The following is an 18,822-nucleotide window of genomic DNA, read 5'->3' as shown; positions in this document are numbered from 1 at the left end:
GTAACTATCAGACCCGTATTTCAGTACAACAGGAGTAAACGGCATGGGAACCACCACGATGGGGGTTAAGCTGGATGACGCCACTCGCGAGCGTATTAAAACAGCAGCATCACGAATCGATCGCACGCCACATTGGCTGATCAAACAAGCCATCTTTAATTATCTCGAAAGACTGGAAAATGACGACGCGCTTCCTGAACTGCCGGCTCTGCTGGCGGGCGCCGCAAATGAGGGTGAGGAGTCAACCGCACCGCAGAATGAAGCGCATCAGCCTTTCCTGGAGTTTGCCGAACAGATCCTGCCGCAGTCCGTTTCCCGCGCAGCTATTACCGCCGCGTATCGCCGCGCCGAAACCGACGCCGTGCCGATGCTGATGGAACAGGCTCGTCTACCGCAACCCATCGCTGAGCAAGCGCACAAGCTGGCGTACGATCTGGCCGACAAACTGCGTAACCAGAAGACCGCCAGCGGCCGCGCCGGGATGGTACAAGGTTTATTGCAGGAATTCTCCCTTTCTTCACAGGAAGGCGTGGCGCTGATGTGCCTGGCGGAAGCCCTGCTGCGTATTCCAGATAAAGCGACCCGCGATGCGTTAATCCGCGACAAAATCAGTAACGGTAACTGGCAGTCACACATTGGACGCAGCCCGTCCCTGTTTGTCAACGCGGCAACCTGGGGGCTGTTGTTTACCGGTCGTCTGGTTTCTACACATAACGAAGCCAGCCTCTCACGCTCACTCAACCGTATTATCGGTAAGAGCGGTGAACCGCTGGTGCGTAAAGGCGTCGATATGGCCATGCGCCTGATGGGTGAGCAGTTCGTCACCGGAGAGACTATCGCCGAAGCGCTGGCTAACGCCCGTAAACTGGAAGAAAAAGGCTTCCGCTACTCTTATGACATGCTGGGCGAAGCGGCCCTGACCGCCGCCGATGCCCAGGCTTATATGGTTTCATACCAGCAGGCGATCCACGCCATTGGGAAAGCCTCTAACGGGCGCGGTATTTATGAAGGGCCGGGCATTTCTATCAAGCTGTCGGCGCTGCATCCGCGTTACAGTCGTGCGCAGTATGACCGCGTAATGGATGAGCTCTATCCTCGTCTGAAGTCGCTGACTCTGCTGGCGCGCCAGTACGACATCGGCATCAACATTGACGCCGAAGAGGCCGACCGACTGGAGATCTCCCTCGATCTGCTGGAAAAACTGTGCTTTGAACCTGAACTGGCGGGCTGGAATGGTATCGGCTTCGTTATCCAGGCTTACCAGAAGCGCTGCCCGTATGTTATCGACTATCTGATTGACCTCGCCACGCGCAGCCGCCGTCGACTGATGATCCGTTTGGTTAAGGGCGCTTACTGGGATAGCGAAATCAAACGTGCCCAGATGGACGGTCTGGAAGGGTATCCGGTCTATACCCGTAAAGTGTACACCGACGTTTCCTATCTGGCCTGTGCGAAAAAACTGCTTGCGGTACCGAATCTGATCTACCCGCAGTTCGCCACCCACAACGCCCATACGCTGGCGGCAATTTATCAGTTGGCCGGTCAAAACTACTATCCAGGTCAGTACGAGTTCCAGTGCCTGCACGGCATGGGCGAACCACTGTATGAGCAGGTCACCGGCAAAGTTGCAGATGGCAAACTGAACCGTCCATGTCGTATTTATGCGCCGGTCGGCACGCACGAAACGCTGCTGGCGTACCTGGTGCGACGTCTGCTGGAAAACGGCGCCAACACCTCATTCGTCAACCGCATCGCAGACACCACCTTGCCGCTGGATGAACTGGTGGCCTGCCCAGTCGAAGCCGTGGAAAAACTGGCGCAACAGGAAGGCCAGGCCGGGCTGCCGCATCCGAAGATAGCCCTGCCGCGTGACCTGTATGGTAAAGGCCGCGAAAACTCAGCCGGGCTGGATTTAGCTAACGAACATCGTTTGGCCTCGCTGTCCTCTGCCCTGCTCAACAGCGCGCTGCAAAAATGGCACGCTAAACCGATGCTCGAACATCCGGTTGCTGACGGTGAAATGACGCCCGTCGTCAACCCGGCCGAACCGAAAGACATTGTCGGTTACGTGCGTGAAGCGACTCACAGCGAAGTGGAACAGGCATTACAAAACGCGGTAAATAACGCGCCGATCTGGTTCGCCACCCCGCCACAAGAGCGTGCCGCTATTTTGCATCGCGCCGCCGTTCTGATGGAAGGTCAGATGCAGCAGTTGATCGGCATCCTGGTGCGCGAAGCGGGTAAAACTTTCAGCAACGCCATTGCGGAAGTGCGCGAAGCGGTCGACTTCCTGCACTATTATGCCGGTCAGGTCCGCGATGACTTCGATAATGAAACCCATCGCCCGTTAGGACCAGTGGTTTGTATCAGCCCGTGGAACTTCCCGCTGGCTATTTTCTCCGGTCAGATTGCCGCCGCGCTGGCGGCGGGCAATAGCGTACTGGCAAAACCTGCGGAACAAACTCCGCTGATTGCCGCCCAGGGTATCGCTATTTTACTCGAAGCGGGTGTACCACCGGGCGTGGTGCAACTGTTGCCTGGTCAGGGTGAAACCGTCGGGGCACAGCTCACTTCCGATGAGCGCGTACGCGGCGTTATGTTTACCGGCTCAACGGAAGTCGCCACCCTGTTGCAGCGCAATATCGCGACCCGCCTTGATGCTCAGGGGCGTCCTATCCCGCTGATTGCCGAAACCGGGGGGATGAACGCAATGATTGTCGACTCCTCCGCGTTGACGGAACAAGTCGTGGTCGACGTTCTGGCTTCTGCTTTTGACAGCGCCGGGCAGCGCTGCTCCGCGCTACGCGTCCTGTGTCTGCAGGATGATGTTGCCGACCACACGCTGAAAATGCTGCGCGGTGCGATGGCAGAATGCCGTATGGGTAACCCGGGTCGCCTGACCACCGATATTGGGCCGGTAATTGATGAAGAAGCCAAAGCCAATATTGAGCGCCATATTCAGACCATGCGCGCCAAAGGACGCCCGGTGTTCCAGGCCGCACGTGAAAACAGCGATGATGCGCGTGAATGGCAAACCGGTACCTTTATCGCGCCGACGCTTATCGAACTGGAAAGCTTCGACGAATTACAAAAAGAGGTGTTCGGTCCGGTACTGCACGTTGTGCGTTACACCCGCAACAATCTGGGTAGCCTGATTGAACAAATTAACGCCTCCGGCTACGGCCTGACGCTGGGCGTGCACACCCGTATCGATGAAACCATCGCCCAGGTCACGGGCTCGGCACATGTGGGGAACCTGTACGTTAACCGCAATATGGTTGGCGCCGTCGTCGGGGTGCAGCCATTCGGTGGCGAAGGCTTGTCAGGAACCGGGCCAAAAGCGGGTGGACCGCTGTATCTGTATCGTCTGCTGGCTAACCGTCCGGAAAATGCGTTAGGCATTACGCTTGCCCGTCAGGATGCTGACTACCCGGTCGATGCGCAGCTTAAGGCTGCACTTGTTCAGCCGCTGGAAGCGCTCAGCGAATGGGCAACCGACCGTCCATCGCTGCGTGCTCTCTGCCAGCAGTTTGGCGAACTGGCGCAGGCCGGAACCCAACGTCTGCTGCCAGGGCCAACCGGTGAGCGCAATACCTGGACGCTGTTGCCGCGCGAACGCGTGCTGTGTATCGCCGATGATGAGCAGGACGCGCTGGTACAGGTTGCCGCCGTGACTTCCGTTGGGAGCTTAATCCTGTGGCCAGATGATGCGTTCCATCGCGACCTGGCGAAACGCCTGCCTGGCGCGGTCTCCGGACGCATCCAATTTGCCAAAGCGGACAACATCACTACGCAGCCGTTTGATGCCGTAATTTTCCACGGCGATTCCGATCAGCTTCGCGCACTATGTGAAGCAGTAGCAGCCCGCGAAGGCGCGATCGTGTCGGTTCAGGGCTTTGCCCGTGGCGAGAGCAATATTCTGCTGGAGAGGCTGTACATTGAACGCTCCCTGAGCGTCAATACCGCCGCAGCAGGGGGGAACGCCAGCCTGATGACAATCGGCTAAGGTTGTGGTTAATTAAGGCTCCGGTAACGGGGCCTTTTTTTTGAAGCCAGCGAGCGGTAGGCCGAATAAGCGAAGCGCCATCTGGCCTACAGTGGGATTACGGGTAACGGAACCTTTTTTTTGAAGCCTGAGGGAAGCATGAAACGAATCGTACTGACATGTGCAGCGCTGCTGTTGAGCGGCCAGGCGCTGGCGGATGACTGCGCCAACGCGAACACGCAGATTGAGATGAACACCTGTGCGGCTGAGCAGTACAAGGCGGCCGACGCCAAGCTTAATGAAACTTACCAGAATGCGCTGAAGCGCGCCGCCCCAACCCAGCGTGATTTACTGAAAAAAGCGCAAACCTCATGGATAACCTTGCGCGATGCAGATTGTGCGTTAATCAGTTCCGGCACTGAAGGCGGTAGCGCTCAGTCGATGATTTCCAGCCAGTGCCTGACCGATAAAACCAACGAGCGCGAAGCGTTTCTCGCCTCACTTTTGCAGTGTGAAGAGGGCGATTTAAGCTGCCCGTTGCCGCCGGCCAGTTAACGCACGCGGATCCCTTCAATAATCATCCGCTGCACGCTCTCTACCGTTTGGTTAAAAAAGGCTTCATCACGCAGCGTTGCGCCCGTCACCGCCTCTACCTGTGGAGCAAAATCGGCGTAGTGCTGGGTTGAAGCCCAAATCATAAAAATCAAATGATGCGGATCGACCGGAGCCAGCTTTCCGCTTTTGATCCAACCGGCAATCAGTGCGGATTTCTCATCAATCAGCGTTTTAAGATCCCCCTCCAGTTCTGCCATTAATAAAGGCGCACCGGCCAGCATCTCCATACAAAACAGCCGTGAGGCCTGAGGGTAATCACGTGACACCTCCAGCTTGAGGCGAATGTATTCTTTAATGGCCACCAGCGGCGCAAAGTCTTCACGAAAAGCTTTCAACGGTGCCAGCCAGACGTCGAGGATTTGCCGTAAAACGGCGATATACAGCACCTCTTTTGAAGGGTAATAATAAAGCAGATTGGTTTTTGACACCCCCGCCAGCTCTGCCACCTGTTCGAGACGCGTGCCGTGGATCCCGTATTGGGAGAAGATATTTAATGCCGCAGTTAATATGGCCTGGCGTTTTGCACTGACGGCCTGCGAGCGCTTACCTGTTTTTTTCTCTGCGCGTTGGACCATACGCCCTCTCCTTCTTGTGAGGGCGCCAGCATATCAAATCACGCGGTGAATGGTTAAATTAAAGCGATTCCGGCGGAGCCTCTTGCCCAAGCGCTTTTTTCTTTTTGAACTTCAGCTCGCTGACCAGCACGCCAACAATAATGAATGCCGCACCAAGCAATGCTAGTAGCGGTAAACGCTCCCCCGCCAGACGACCAAAGATCCCCGCCCACACCGGCTCTCCGGTATAAATAACCGTCGCGCGGGTCGGCGAAACGCTGCGCTGCGCCCAGTTCATGGTGACCTGAATAATCGCGCTAAAAATCCCCAGCCCCAGCGCGACTACCAGCAATCCGGTAGACATTGGCGGTACGGTCTCTTTGGCCGGTCCCATCGCCATAAACGCCACTAACGAAGCGGTCGCCAGTTGTATCACCGTTACCCGCCGCACATCCACTTTTCCCGCCCATGCGCTAATCAGGATAATTTCTGCCGCAATCGCCACCGCGCCAGCGAGCGTGATCCACTCGCCTTCGCCCAGAGCCAGCAAATTGCCTCCCGGCCCGGCGAGAAAAATCAATCCGATAAACGCCAGCACAATACCGACACACGGCATCAGTCCGGGCATACGCCCCAGACACAGCCATTGTAATAGCGGTACCAACGGCACGTACATCGCGGTAATAAACGCTGATTTACTGCTGGGAATAAACTGCAGTCCCCAAGTTTGCAGGCTATAGCCCAGCGCAATTGCAATACCGATTGCAACCCCTGCTTTGACCTCCAGCCACGTCAGCTTATGCAATGTGCGTAACGACAAAAGCGCGACCGCCAGCGCGGCGGTGGCAAAACGCACACCGACAAAGAAAAAAGGTCCACTCAGGGTAACGGCATATTGCACCGCCAGAAACGTGCCACCCCAGAACATGGTGATCACAATGAGGATTGCTTCCTGAGGTTTAACAGAGAAGGAATAACGAGAAAGTAATGACATGAGACACCCGATTAACTGAATGTCATTAGTCTGCGTTGCGTTTTGTTACAGTTCAACCTTGCAGACAAAAAAAACCGCCGGAAGAACCCGGCGGCGGTGGCTACGTAACGTCTGTCTCTGACTCTCAGCCGTCACGACATATGTGACAGATAGTCCGACAATTACGATTTGTTGTTGCCGTGGCTATTTTTGCCCCCTTTTTTGCCTGCCTCTGAAGCGCGTTGCGGGTCATTCTTAAAGTTGCCCCCGCTGTGCTGGCCACCTTTTCGACCTGCTTCTGATGCTCTTTCGCGGTCTTCCGCAAAGTTGCCGGAACCGCCTCGATGGTTTGCCATTACTGACCTCCGTCATTGATTAGACATCATATTGCATAGGTACTGAGGAGTGATACCTCACGCAGCGTTACGGGCGATGCCCTGAAAATAACTGCGTGGGATTAAGCATAGTGAAGCATGGTCTGAGCAGCCGAAAACTGTAATATCCTGCAACAGGATCGGAGATGATTAAGAAATAGTCACAATGAGAAATCAATAAGTCTTTCTTATGACTGCTGAATTTTACCTGGTTAAATATGTATCATTTTGCTACAAGAGTGAATGTTATAAAAATTGTTATAAATCAAAGAAGTGATTGTGAAATTTGCACTCCTGACAGTACGTCATATCTTTAAAGGTAGGTAGCGAGTCGCTACGGACACGGTTAACTCGAGGAGTAGTGTAAAATGGCAAAAGTTCTGGTGCTTTATTATTCCATGTACGGACACATTGAAACTATGGCCCATGCAGTCGCAGAAGGCGCAAATAAGGTAGATGGCGCGGAAGTGATCATTAAGCGCGTACCAGAGACCATGCAGCCTGAGATTTTCCTCAAGGCTGGCGGCAAAACACAAAACGCACCAGTCGCAACCCCGCAAGAACTGGCTGATTACGACGCCATTATTTTTGGTACCCCCACGCGCTTTGGCAATATGTCCGGTCAGATGCGCACCTTCCTCGACCAGACTGGCGGGCTGTGGGCTTCTGGCGGCCTGTACGGCAAACTCGCCAGCGTATTCAGCTCAACGGGAACCGGCGGTGGTCAGGAACAAACCATTACATCAACCTGGACTACGCTTGCCCACCATGGGATGGTAATTGTGCCTATCGGTTACGCGGCGCAAGAGCTGTTTGATGTCTCTCAGGTTCGCGGCGGAACACCTTACGGCGCAACCACCATCGCCGGAGGCGACGGCTCCCGTCAGCCAAGTCAGGAAGAGTTATCTATCGCCCGCTATCAGGGTGAATATGTCGCAGGTCTGGCAGTAAAACTCAACGGCTAATCTTCAACAGGAGGATTCGAATGCCAACTCAAGAAGCGAAAGCCCATCGCGTCGGCGAATGGGCAAGTCTGCGCAATACATCGCCGGAAATAGCCGAAGCCATTTTTGAAGTCGCACATTATGACGAGAAACTGGCGGAAAAAATTTGGGAAGAAGGTAGCGACGAAGTACTCATCAAAGCCTTTGAAAAAACAGACAAAGATTCGCTCTTTTGGGGTGAACAGACTATCGAACGCAAAAACGTCTAGCGCTCAGACTCCCCCGCGAACACGGGGGAGTTTTTCTTTTACTTAGCCGCCTCATTCAACACGCTGTCGAACTTCTCTATCGGGCAAAAACCATCCGCATCTATCGGACACCCTTTCAGCTCCAGCGTTACGCGCTGCGCCGGGGATTTCAGCGTCAGAACGTCTGCATTACGCAACTGCTGCGAGCTCTGATACACGTACTCGATTTTCATCAGGTCACGATTCGCGTTGCTGTCATGCCAGCGCTGGAAGACAATCTTCCCGCCAATCGGCGTGCGTTCGTTCTGATCGTGAAGCTGGTACGGTTTGAAATCCAGCGCGGTGAGTAGCGATGCGATGTTTGAGTCATGCCCCACCAGCACAGTTATTTTTGGTGCTTTCGCACGTTCAGTAACCAGCGCGTTATCAATATATTTTACCAGCGGTTTGGCGACGTTCTGCGCCACTTCCGGGGAGGTGAACAGGCTGTCCTGATAGCCGTTTTTCAGCTTCGACAGAACCTTCCATTGCTGATCGGATTTAATCTCGCCCCAGGCCACCTGGTCCATTGGGAAGCCTTCGTAATATTGCAGCGTGAAGGCATCAACCAGCGAATTCCCCACCTTCAGCGGCCCCGAAACCCCAGGCTCCTGCTGGTATTTCGCGCTAAACGTATCTTTGGCATCGGTCAGGGAACACTGCTGTTTTTCTTTACAGGACGGAGAATCTTTGTAGTCGGTCATTTGCTCAAGCAACTGATAGCTGTCGTTGAGCTGCATTTTGCTACGCTCTTTCTCCATAGCCTGAACGGCCTGCTGGCTGAAGGCGGCGGAATCATCGGTGATCACCGGGTTAAAGGTGGGATCCATGGTGCCCATTTTTTCCTGATGATGGACCGGAACGTCACATCCAGGGAAAGCACCGGTGACAAAGAACTGTGCCGTGGCGACCGTACGCTGTAGGCTGTTAGCATAGGTATAAACCATATCCGGCGCAGGACATTCGCCCGATTTCACCATCCCCTGCTCTGCCAACCACTCTCGCATGTAGTGGCCCATATAGATTTCCAGCACGCCGCCTTTGGTGGTGAGTTGTCCGCCAGGGACATCCCATTCTGGCCATTGTTTGGGGGTAGACTGTTCAAGAACGCTGCCATTATTGGCTAAAGGTGCACGTAAGTTATGCCGACTCATCATCAATACTTGCTGAAGCTGATAGCCTTCCGGCGCGGTCTGCGCCTGCGCGGCGGTTGACAATAATACAGCCCCTGCCACGGCTGCGGCGATTAACGATTTATTCATCCCTACGACCTCTTGTTGTTATCAATCACAACAGAGTGTGACAGAAATATGACATATTTCCGGGAACGCTTTCGCAAAACGGACCATCTACCGTGTCGTTTTAACCCCAAACTCGCTTGCAAGTTTGCGAATCCCAAGCGGAGTAAAGGTGACGCGGCGGCTACTGAGTTCCGTTCTAACCCATCGCTGGTCAATCAACCAGCGTAACAGCGATGCGCCAAGCTCGCCGCCGGGATGATAACGTCGTTCGCTCCAGTCCAGACAACCGCAGGTTATTTTCCGCCGGGATGAGCCTGTCGCAAGGACAATCCCCATCTGGGCCAGCTTTTCCTGCCCAAGCGATGTCAGCGTTGCACCATCCGGCGTTAGCCACTGACGGGAAACCAGCGTATCAAACAGCCTCACCGCCACCTCTCCAGCGAGATGATCGTAGCAGGTTCGGGCATGCCGCAAGCCTGGCGGCGTCGTGATTTTGCGGGGCGTTGATGTCGCCCACGCCACGCCCATCAAGCGTTCCAGCAGTTCGGCGATTTCGGGACCTGCAAGGCGAAAATAACGATGTCTGCCCTGGGCAAGCGCCACAACAAAGCGTTGTTCGCACAGTCGCGCCAGATGTGCGCTGGCGGTCGACGCAGACACATCCGCCACGGCGCTAAGTTCGGTGGCAGTCCAGGCGCGGCCATCCATCAGGGCACACAGCATACGCGAGCGCGATTTATCGGCCATAGCGGCCGCAGTAAGCGCCATTCGCGACTCCAGAGCGCCCTCTTCTTCACTTAACATCACGGATGCCATAGCGACCTCTTTGCCCCTGAATGTATGAATTAACGATGCCATGAAAGTGCCCTAAAGTCACCGCACCGGTCACGCCGCGCGCAGGATCATCTCTATGCCCAACCCGACCAGACAAAACAAAAAACAGCGTTTAAACACCTGCGGAGAAATAACCCGTCGCACACGGGTTCCTAACCACTGACCAATCAGCGCCGGAACAATGGCCAACGCCGATAAGCTTAGCGACTGTACGGGCAACGCATTGTGCCACCACAAACCAAGCGCCAATGCCAGGGTCGAAAACGTAAAAGAGATCCCGAGCGCCTGTACCAGTTCATCTTTCTCGAACCCCAATGACTGGATCCAGGGTACGGCGGGCATCACAAACACGCCGGTTCCGCCAGTCAATAAGCCGGTCACAAATCCAATGACGAGGGAATACGATTTTTCATGCTGCGCAGCCACCGTGATTTTCTTTCCCGCCAGCGTCCAGATAGCGTAAGCCACCAGCGCCACGCCGAGCGCAAACTGGGTACGAGTGGTATCGCCACCGGTAATCCAGGCGCTGGCAAGCAGCGTAGCCACCACCACCGTCAACAACATTGGCCACAGTCGTTTAAGCAATTGCCCCGTATTTCTGCCACCGCCAAACTGAAACAGATTGCTAATCAGCGAGGGCAACAGCAGCATGGCCGCTGCGGCAACCGGCGAAATCAGCGATCCGAGGATCCCCATCGCCACGGTGGGCAATCCCATACCCGTAACACCTTTCACCATTCCGGCGAGGACAAACGTGGCGGCAATCATCATCACCAGAGCGGGTTCAAACGCTAAAGAACTCGTCATGTTGCACTTTCCTGAATAGAGGAGATGACCCATTCTGGACGTTAATTGCCGTGCTTGCTTCGCCAGGCAACGAAATATGTCTTCCCATTGACGGGTAATGATATAAAAAATGCCGGGTTTCCCCGGCACATTTATCAGAACGTTTTTGCCCACCACAGCCGAAGTTTCATGCCCCAGTAGCTGGTCCAGCCGCTGGTTGTTGATACCACCCGCCCCTGTGACATCACCACCAGCGTGGGCGTGACGCTAATCGCCCAACTGCGGGAGATTGCCCCGTTCGCATCATTGATGACCGGGAAGTCCACGCCTTTACGCGACAGCCAGCGAGAGACTTCAGCTTCACTCCCGGAACGGAGCGCAATGGTCATCACGTTTTCCCCTTCCGAGCGCAGCCTGGCGACCTCCGGCGTCGTGAAGCGGCATACGCCGCACCAGCTAGCCCAGAAATAAAGCAGCACCGGTTCGTCTTTGCTGAGCGCAGCCAGCGTGACGGTTTCACCATCCAGCGTTTGCAAAGGCGTGCTGTCGAAAGAGGCCGGGAGTTGCGGCGCGCGCCAGGCATCCATCAACAGCATCGCCCCCGCTAACAACGCCACTAAGATCAGTCCTTCGCGCAGCCAGCGGCGCAGTTTACTGAGCATTGGCCGCCGCCAGTTTTTCTTTTACCACTTCCTCAAGAGTTTCCCACGGCACCGCACCGGGAATAAGCTCATCGCCAATAATCGTTGCGGGGGTACCTTGCACACCCACCAGTCGCGCCAGTTGCAGGTTAGTGCTCAGCGTTTCAGCACTTTGGGCGTCCAGCGTCACCGGACTGGCTCCCGATTTTTCCTGCGCCTGTTTGATACTGACGTCGGTATGGTACCCCTTCTTCTGCATCAGTTTTTCATGTAGCGCCAGAAACTGCTGCGGATGCTGATGCCAGGTGGTCAGCACGGTCCGCGCCGCCAGTTCCGAACTTTCCCCTTTAAACGGCAGCGGTTTAATCACCACCGCCACGTCAGGGTATTTCTGTACAATTTTTTCCAGCATGGGATCCAACTGCTTGCAGTATGGGCAGTTGTAATCAGTGAAGTTTATCAGGGTCAGTTTCGCCTGCTTCGCGCCAATCCGCGGGCTATTGGGATCGTTAAACAGGGCCTCCTGAATTAATGCTTCAATTTGCTTTTCCTGTTCCGGGGTAAACGGTGCAGGCTCTTTCGCGACGCTGACGGCAGAAAACAGGGTTAACAGCAGAACAATCATCATCTTCATGGGGTTACTCCTTTGGCATCGTTCAACGTTTGCAGTACCGCATCGCGGGTTAACAACGTGGGTAACGCCTGACCTTCCGGCAGACCGGGGCCATAAATTTGGTTATACGGCACAGCAACCTGGCCGCGTTTTTTCAGAAATTCGGTGACGGCTTCTGAAGGCAGCGTCCAGTCGCCGCGCAGCGCCACCACGTCCGGCTGTTGCAAAACGGCCTGGACATCATCTTTATGCAATACGTTGTATTTATTTACCTTACAGGTGATGCACCAATCAGCAGTGACATCAATGAATACTCGCTTATGTCGCGCCAGCGCATCCTCAATCGCCTGCTCGCTTAGCGGCTGCCAGTTCACGCTTTCTTTCGCGCTACCTTGTCCACCAAGCCCTAAATGCGGGAACAGCAACGTCGCAAGCCAGATAGCCGAACCCAGCATCATTACGCCGAGAAGACGCCGTAAAATATTCATCCAGCGCCCTGGACGCGGCAAACGCAGCGCCAGACCAGGACGCAGAGCCACCAGCAGCCACGGCAAGCTCATTCCCAGCCCAAGGGCGATAAACAGTCCCCACAACGTTGGCAGCGACGCGGTCAATGCCACTGCCACCGCCGTGCCCAGAAACGGCGCGCTGCACGGCGTAGCGAGCAGCGTTGCAAACGCGCCTTGCCAGAAATGCCCCGACAGACCGTTGCCGCCGTGAGTCGCCAGCGTGGTGGTCATCGTCGACGGCAGGCGGAATTCAAACCACCCGAACAGGCTGGCGCTGAACGTCAGCATCACCAATACCATGACGCCAATGAACCACGGATTCTGAAACTGGATCCCCCAGCCGAGCGCCTGATTGGTTAAACGCAGCACCGTCATCAATAGCGCCAGAGCCATAAACGAGACCAGTATTCCGGCTACCGATGCGAGAAACTGACGGCGGATCTGGCGACGGCTTTTTTCCTCGACCAACAAAATAGAGCCCAGCTTCATGCCGAGAACCGGTAACACACAGGGCATCAGGTTAAGGATCAAACCGCCCAGCAGCGCCATTAGCACCACCTGCCACAAGGGGAGTGAGGCGTTCTCGATAACCGGGGCTTCGCCAATCGCCAGACGGCTTTCCTGAGCAACGCCGTTATCTGTCAACACCAGCGTGACCGACTTGCCACGCAGATCCGGTGCACCTTCCCCCCAACCATCATGGACAGGTACCGTGGCGCGTAATGTCTCACCTTCAACGTGAATTTGCGGCATGCCAAAATCCGCATCATCAACAGCGTCCAGATAGAGCCCAGGTGCAGTCCATCCTCCCGTGCGATGAGCCTCTACGACCAGCTCTCCGGCCCGTGCTCCGGCGCGCAGATCATCGGTCAGGCCGCTGGCAAGTGGGATCTGTCCCATCGCCTGAGCATAGTCATGTGCAAAAGTCGGGTCCTGGGTTGTTGGCGTCACGGAAAAAGGAAAATCCGTCAACAGGCAAACGTTACTACAGGTGGATAGCGTCAAAACGCCGTTAAGCATGGCCGGTTCTCTACCGCGCACCACCATCGGGAACGTCACCTTATCGTGATACCCCTGGGTAGTGATATTGGCGACCTCAAAGCGCGCAGGGGTCGGCCAGAACCAGTCGACCGTTGGCATTTCCCCTTTCCAGGCGATAGCAGGCGCGACGCCGCCCTCACCCGGCGAACGCCAGTAGGTTTTCCAGCCATCCTCCAGTTTGACGTCCAGCAACAGACGCGTTTCACCGCCTGCGGACGTATCAGCGCGTAATCGCACGCTGGCGTGTAAGTTATCGGGTGAACGCAACCAGCCGGGATCGGCCGCCCAGGATACGGGCAGCCATAGCAATAACAGACAGAGCAGCGCCTGCCTGAAAACAGTCATCATAGTTTTTCTCCGTGAATAATTATCTAACAGTCAACAACGGCTGTTCTGTCATTCACGGAAGACGCAAAATCGCAGATGTACCCTGAGAGTGGGCGGCGAGATGGCTCGCGGTGGGAAAAAAGGCAGACGAAATGCCCGCACTGGCGCCAGCAGCGTCAGAAGCAGACACAGTACCAGAATAGCGCCTTCAAACAGTACCGGGGGCGCAGCCAGTAATGACTTCGCGCTCAGTTCACAAGGGGTAACGGGCGAGGCCTCGTCGGTCTGCGCTTGGGCGCTTGCGACAATGCTTGTGGCAACGGTGTCCATCTGCAACGCGTGCAGGCCCGCCATGCGTTGTGCGGTACAAACCATCACCACAACACATGCCAGACAGAGGAACCACCATCCCATCCGTTGATGTTTCGCCATTACACCCTCACTGATTGATGCGGGTTATCTTAACCACTCGCCAGGTTTTGGCAACCTTTCCGCTGTAAAGTTATGTCCTGTCATCAGCTGGATATACCGCGATTTCAATCAGATTGAGATCGGGATCCCTGACATAAACCGAGCGAATTGGTCCCGTCGCACCGGTTCGTGCAACCGGCCCTTCTACGATATCGACCCCGTGGGTTTGCAACATTGCCATCACCTCATCGAGCGTCCGCGTAGTGATAAAACACAAATCCAGCGATCCCGGCGTGGGTGCGTAGGCTTTGGGTTCGAACTCTTTACCCCGAATGTGGAGGTTAATTTTCTGATTGCCGAAGACGAAGGCTTTCCGCCCTTGCGCGAAAATTTCCAGCCTCATGCCTAAAAGCTCAACATAGAAACGCACGCAAGCTTCCTCATGATTGGTGGTTAGTACCAGGTGATCCAGGTGGTCGATCATAGCGATATCCATTGGGTTGCTCATCTCTGACTCTTAACCTATTCATTCTCTCGCTACAAGAAAAAGAAAATCTTACGGGACGTTGGCAGAACATAGCGCAATATCTTGCAATTCACGCTTTAAAAACGAAATGATAATTAATTATATTTCGTCTTTATTTATTACACTATAACATTGCAAAAAAAATACCCCTGAAAATATCACGGAAGTTATCATTCATTATTTACGAAGAATGCCAGAGAATATTCCCATGACAACACACAAATAATGCCCGCTACGTACTAATGCGTAAATGAAAGTAAGGGTCAGCGCATTTTCATGGGATTGCCGTATTATATCCAGACGCAATGAATAGCGTATTCATTAACAAAAGTTTTGTTTATTAAATGTTATTTAGAGTATATGGAAATGAAAAATTATTTATTACCCTTGATTGGATTATTTTTTGCAGTTAGCGCTCAGGCTGCATCATTCACCGACGGAAAAGAGTATATCTCACTGGAAAAACCTGTCGCTTCCGCCCCGGCTGCGCTAAAGTTCTTCTCATTCTATTGCCCTTCCTGTTATCAGTATGATGAAGTTTTCGAAATCACTGATAACGTGAAAAAAGTATTGCCTGCTGATGTCAAGCTCACCGAATACCACGTCGACTTTTTAGGCCCTCTGGGGCAGGACATGACACACGCCTGGTCCGTTGCCATGCTGTTGAACGTCCAGGATAAAGTTAAACCATTGCTTTTTGATGCCGTTCAGAAAAAACAAACCATTAAAACAGCAGACGATATCCGTAGCGTCTTTATCAGCGCGGGCGTCAGCGCCAGTGATTATGATGCCGCATGGAACAGTTTCGCCGTGAAATCACTGACCGCCAAACAGCAAGAAATGGCCAAGGCGGTAGATTTAACCGGTGTGCCCGCCATTTTTATCAACGGCAAATATATGATCAATCCAAAAGGACTGAAATCTGATGATCTTAACGCGTTTGTGAAAAACTACGCTGATACGGTCCGCTTCCTGATAAGTAAATCCTGATGTTTAGCTAATCTCACTTTTCGCACCACACAACAGACGCTGTCACGTTAAATGCGCTGTTGGTGGTGCACAACCGCAGCGTTTATCGCAATATCCTCCCTTCCCGGTTGGCATTCGCCATTATCAGGATTACCCTAAACTTAGCGGTGATTCCTGTTGTCAGGGTTCACCTTCTGCAAGTGTTGATTTACACGAGAGAACGCTATGGAATTAAAGGATTATTACGCCATTATGGGCGTGAAACCGACAGACGATCTCAAGACAATCAAGACCGCCTATCGTCGACTCGCCCGTAAATACCATCCTGATGTCAGTAAAGAGACTGACGCGGAGGCCCGGTTTAAAGAGGTTGCTGAAGCCTGGGAAGTACTGAGTGATGAGCAGCGACGCGCCGAGTACGACCAGCTGTGGCAACACCGCAACGACCCACAGTTCAACCGTCAATTCCAGCAAGGAGAAAATCAAAGCTACAACGCCGAAGATTTCGACGATATCTTCTCCTCCATTTTTGGTCAGCGTGCGCACCAGTCACGCCAGCGTCATGCCAACCGCGGGCACGATATTGAAATTGAAGTCGCCGTGTTCCTTGAAGAAACGCTCACTGAGCATAGCCGCACCATCAGTTACAACCTGCCGGTCTACAATGCATTCGGCATGGTTGAACGTGAAATTCCCAAAACGCTGAATGTGAAAATTCCGGCTGGCGTCGGTAACGGTCAGCGTATCCGTCTGAAAGGCCAGGGCACCCCCGGTGAACATGGTGGGCCAAACGGTGATTTGTGGCTGGTGATTCATATTGCGCCACACCCGCTGTTCGACATCGTTAATCAGGATCTGGAAGTGGTCGTCCCCCTGGCGCCGTGGGAAGCCGCGCTGGGTGCGAAAATCACCGTTCCGACGCTCAAAGAGAGCATCCTGCTGACCATTCCCGCGGGAAGCCAAGCCGGGCAGCGGCTACGCATTAAGGGCAAGGGTCTGGTAAGTAAAAAACATACCGGCGATTTGTATGCGGTGATCAAGATAGTCATGCCGCCGAAACCTGACGATGCCAGCACAGCCCTGTGGCAACAGCTGGCGGATGCACAAAAGACCTTTGATCCGCGCAAAGAGTGGGGGAAAGCATAATGGCTAACGTTACCGTCACTTTTACCATTACCGAATTTTGTCTGTACACCGGTGTGTCAGAAGAGGAACTACATGAGGTTGTCGGCTTAGGGGTGATTGAGCCTCATGAAGACGAGACGTTTGACGATCATGCGCTGACCATAATGCGTCGTGCTGTGCGCCTGCGTCAGGAGCTGGAACTTGACTGGCCGGGAATTGCCGTTGCGCTGACGTTACTGGAAGAGAACGCTCAATTACGCCAGGAAAACCGCCTGCTGCGCCAGCGACTGTCTCGCTTTATCAGCCATCCTTAGCATGCCAGGGCCAGCACGGTGCTGGTCCTTTTATTCTCCGCCCCGCGCTCTTGATGACATTACCCAGTAGATGGCATACAGTCAGCGATAAGAATTATCTCAAACAATAAGACGTTGAGCATGCAGCTTAAGCCCCTCACTAAAGGTCGTTTTCACAATATCTGGCAGCAGGATGATGCCTTAATTGAGAAGATATTTCAGGAGCTACTCTCTGAAACGCAGATTATCCAGGAAGATGAATATCTTTACCGCCAGGGACAGGTAGTTGATCGACTGATCATGGTGCAATCAGGGAGAATTTCACTACGTTACAGCGCGGAGAATGGTCGCCGTTTTCAACTGGGAGCAATGGAATGTGATGAGCAACTGTTTGGTGAGATGGAGTTTTTTACCGGGTATCGCTGCCAGCTCGACATCGTAGCTGAAGAACCGCTGACCGTGGCGGTATGCAGCTGTGACCGTCTGGAGGAAGCGCTGAACCAGCATCCCAGGCTGGCCATATTTTTCGCCAGCGCGATGGCGATTGATTATCAGGATATGCTGGAAATCTTCCTGCACCGGATGCTGTACCCTATCGTACATAACGTGGCGTATGACCTGTATCGCCAGCATCAGAACAAGCAGCCGATGGACGGCTTTCATAAAAAATACCAGGAAGCGGAGCGATTCGGCACTACCGACCGGGTCTATCGGCGGGCGGTTAAAGCGCTAACAGATGCTGGACTGGTAACACGCACGAAGCAAGGACTGGAAATTAAGGATCTGGATGGGCTGCGTAAATTTCTCGGCAATGACATCATTGACTGACACACCAACTCTCACTAACAGTCAGTTGGTGTGTCATTTCAGCGCAATCAGAACTTATAGGTGAGATTGAAATAGTGGCCAAGTCCGGTGGTACGCCCTGCTCCGCCATGATTTTCCATCAATGCCATGTTGCGGAAATACTTCAGGCCATAACCTACCGCATAATGTTCTGAATGCCAGTAGATGCCGTTATACCATTCAATCGCGTTATTGCTGTATAACGGTTGATTAGCAATTTTGTTAGCGGCGAACTGGTAGTCAAAGTAGCCCTGATAGTTCAAGTAACTGCCGTTGGCGAAGGTATAGAATGGCGTTGACCAGTTGGTCGAGAACATGTAGCCATCCCACTTGCCTTCGTTATCTGCACCGTAGTTTTCACGAACATAGTGCGCATAGATATTCATTCCCACCAGACCAAACCACGGCACTTTAACATCCGTGCCCAGACCGACGTAATGCTCAAATAATTCCCGGTCACCAATGTTATTTACCGTTGCGATATAGAATTCGTTAAACGGCCCAACGGATAAATCTTTGTTAAAAATAGCGTCCAGGGAAAAACGCGGAGATATCTTGGCAAAGAAGTTATCACCACCGTGACGATCGTCCTGCTCGCGATCCAAAATATCAAAGAAATCCACATAACCGTACAGATCGATAATTCCGGAACGCGCACCAAACTCCAGTTCCAGATAGGTGTCATTACGAATGCCATAAGGCACTTTCGCATCCACACTTTGCATTAAATTCATCTGCATCCAGTTAAAATCATTTTTGCGGATGTTGCCATCGGTATAATCAGCTGCAAATGCTTGCGTACAGCACATTGCAATTACTGCACCCAGAACTGTTTTTTTCATCATTGATTTATTTTTCTTCAGCATTTTCAATTCCTTTGAGCAAGGTTGAGTGTCGCCCCACCAGATAAATGGCGTGACGACTGGCT

The 18,822-nt window shown here is 53.5% G+C and carries 20 protein-coding genes; 8 read left to right on the top strand and 12 right to left on the bottom strand.

What is annotated here, in order from left to right:
* The first annotated feature begins 43 nt into the window (after window positions 1–43).
* Both putA and E1B03_RS10225 read left to right on the top strand, forming a co-directional pair.
* Window positions 44–4,006 (top strand): trifunctional transcriptional regulator/proline dehydrogenase/L-glutamate gamma-semialdehyde dehydrogenase, encoded by a 3,963-nt coding sequence (gene putA, locus E1B03_RS10230; RefSeq protein WP_133086153.1) that lies wholly within the window; start codon window positions 44–46, stop codon window positions 4,004–4,006.
* A gap of 138 nt (window positions 4,007–4,144) precedes the next feature.
* On the top strand, window positions 4,145–4,540 hold the full coding sequence (locus E1B03_RS10225) for a lysozyme inhibitor LprI family protein (protein ID WP_103771488.1): 396 nt from the start codon (window positions 4,145–4,147) through the stop codon (window positions 4,538–4,540).
* On the opposite strand, the gene rutR is transcribed toward E1B03_RS10225, so the two are convergent.
* The 3 genes from rutR to E1B03_RS10210 all read right to left on the bottom strand — a co-directional run bounded on the left by rutR (window position 4,537) and on the right by E1B03_RS10210 (window position 6,483).
* Window positions 4,537–5,175 carry an HTH-type transcriptional regulator RutR gene (gene rutR / locus E1B03_RS10220; RefSeq protein WP_103771489.1) on the bottom strand — a complete coding sequence of 213 codons (639 nt, stop codon included), beginning with the start codon at window positions 5,173–5,175 and terminating at the stop codon, window positions 4,537–4,539. The genes E1B03_RS10225 and rutR overlap by 4 nt on opposite strands.
* A 58-nt stretch (window positions 5,176–5,233) precedes the next feature.
* Entirely contained in the window at window positions 5,234–6,148 is a 915-nt protein-coding gene (locus E1B03_RS10215) for a DMT family transporter (protein WP_133086152.1), read from the bottom strand.
* A 161-nt stretch (window positions 6,149–6,309) separates the two neighbouring features.
* On the bottom strand, window positions 6,310–6,483 hold the full coding sequence (locus E1B03_RS10210) for a con-10 family general stress protein (protein ID WP_003036022.1): 174 nt from the start codon (window positions 6,481–6,483) through the stop codon (window positions 6,310–6,312).
* A gap of 386 nt (window positions 6,484–6,869) precedes the next feature.
* Between E1B03_RS10210 and wrbA the strand changes: the two genes are divergently transcribed.
* Together wrbA and E1B03_RS10200 are read left to right on the top strand one after the other, a co-directional pair.
* Window positions 6,870–7,466: an NAD(P)H:quinone oxidoreductase gene (gene wrbA, locus E1B03_RS10205; RefSeq protein ID WP_003832057.1), complete on the top strand. Its 597-nt coding sequence runs from the start codon at window positions 6,870–6,872 to the stop codon at window positions 7,464–7,466.
* Between the two features lie 20 nt (window positions 7,467–7,486).
* Window positions 7,487–7,714 (top strand): YccJ family protein, encoded by a 228-nt coding sequence (locus E1B03_RS10200; RefSeq protein ID WP_003036015.1) that lies wholly within the window; start codon window positions 7,487–7,489, stop codon window positions 7,712–7,714.
* A 38-nt stretch (window positions 7,715–7,752) separates the two neighbouring features.
* On the opposite strand, the gene agp is transcribed toward E1B03_RS10200, so the two are convergent.
* From agp to E1B03_RS10160, 8 genes are all read right to left on the bottom strand, one after another.
* Window positions 7,753–8,994, bottom strand: coding sequence for a bifunctional glucose-1-phosphatase/inositol phosphatase (agp, locus tag E1B03_RS10195; protein WP_103771490.1), 1,242 nt, complete (start codon window positions 8,992–8,994; stop codon window positions 7,753–7,755).
* Window positions 8,995–9,081: 87 nt separating this feature from the next.
* Window positions 9,082–9,789: an ArsR/SmtB family transcription factor gene (locus E1B03_RS10190; protein WP_103771491.1), complete on the bottom strand. Its 708-nt coding sequence runs from the start codon at window positions 9,787–9,789 to the stop codon at window positions 9,082–9,084.
* A gap of 69 nt (window positions 9,790–9,858) precedes the next feature.
* Entirely contained in the window at window positions 9,859–10,614 is a 756-nt protein-coding gene (locus tag E1B03_RS10185; protein ID WP_133086151.1) for a sulfite exporter TauE/SafE family protein, read from the bottom strand.
* Window positions 10,615–10,748: 134 nt separating this feature from the next.
* Complete coding sequence (locus E1B03_RS10180; RefSeq protein ID WP_133086150.1) at window positions 10,749–11,255, bottom strand: protein disulfide oxidoreductase; 507 nt, start codon at window positions 11,253–11,255, stop codon at window positions 10,749–10,751.
* A complete protein-coding gene (locus E1B03_RS10175; protein WP_103771494.1) occupies window positions 11,245–11,868 on the bottom strand; it encodes a DsbA family protein in 624 nt (207 codons plus the stop codon). The genes E1B03_RS10180 and E1B03_RS10175 overlap by 11 nt, the downstream gene beginning before the upstream one ends.
* The gene (locus tag E1B03_RS10170; RefSeq protein WP_133086149.1) at window positions 11,865–13,745 is read right to left on the bottom strand and encodes a cytochrome c biogenesis protein CcdA; all 1,881 of its coding nucleotides are present in this window, start codon (window positions 13,743–13,745) and stop codon (window positions 11,865–11,867) included. Before E1B03_RS10170 ends, E1B03_RS10175 begins: the two co-directional genes overlap by 4 nt.
* Window positions 13,746–13,793: 48 nt before the next feature.
* On the bottom strand, window positions 13,794–14,156 hold the full coding sequence (locus E1B03_RS10165) for a copper resistance protein (RefSeq protein WP_133086148.1): 363 nt from the start codon (window positions 14,154–14,156) through the stop codon (window positions 13,794–13,796).
* 70 nt (window positions 14,157–14,226) lie between these two features.
* Complete coding sequence (locus E1B03_RS10160; protein ID WP_207949467.1) at window positions 14,227–14,631, bottom strand: VOC family protein; 405 nt, start codon at window positions 14,629–14,631, stop codon at window positions 14,227–14,229.
* A 396-nt stretch (window positions 14,632–15,027) separates the two neighbouring features.
* Here E1B03_RS10160 and dsbA point away from each other — a divergent pair, with 396 nt between their 5' ends.
* From dsbA to E1B03_RS10140, 4 genes are all read left to right on the top strand, one after another.
* Complete coding sequence (gene dsbA, locus E1B03_RS10155) at window positions 15,028–15,651, top strand: thiol:disulfide interchange protein DsbA (RefSeq protein ID WP_133086147.1); 624 nt, start codon at window positions 15,028–15,030, stop codon at window positions 15,649–15,651.
* A 204-nt stretch (window positions 15,652–15,855) separates the two neighbouring features.
* The gene (gene cbpA, locus E1B03_RS10150) at window positions 15,856–16,776 is read left to right on the top strand and encodes a curved DNA-binding protein (protein ID WP_133086146.1); all 921 of its coding nucleotides are present in this window, start codon (window positions 15,856–15,858) and stop codon (window positions 16,774–16,776) included.
* Window positions 16,776–17,069, top strand: a complete 294-nt coding sequence (gene cbpM / locus E1B03_RS10145) for a chaperone modulator CbpM (RefSeq protein ID WP_103771500.1) — start codon at window positions 16,776–16,778, stop codon at window positions 17,067–17,069. The genes cbpA and cbpM overlap by 1 nt, the downstream gene beginning before the upstream one ends.
* A 120-nt stretch (window positions 17,070–17,189) precedes the next feature.
* A complete protein-coding gene (locus E1B03_RS10140; RefSeq protein ID WP_003832031.1) occupies window positions 17,190–17,876 on the top strand; it encodes a Crp/Fnr family transcriptional regulator in 687 nt (228 codons plus the stop codon).
* Between the two features lie 47 nt (window positions 17,877–17,923).
* Here E1B03_RS10140 and E1B03_RS10135 read toward each other — a convergent pair whose 3' ends face one another.
* Window positions 17,924–18,760 carry an outer membrane protein OmpK gene (locus tag E1B03_RS10135; protein ID WP_103771501.1) on the bottom strand — a complete coding sequence of 279 codons (837 nt, stop codon included), beginning with the start codon at window positions 18,758–18,760 and terminating at the stop codon, window positions 17,924–17,926.
* Between the last annotated feature and the right edge of the window lie 62 nt (window positions 18,761–18,822).

This window comes from Citrobacter arsenatis, from assembly GCF_004353845.1.
GTDB lineage: Bacteria > Pseudomonadota > Gammaproteobacteria > Enterobacterales > Enterobacteriaceae > Citrobacter > Citrobacter arsenatis.
The sequence above is the reverse complement of the archived record's forward strand: the minus strand, read 5'-3'. Positions and strand labels throughout refer to the sequence as shown.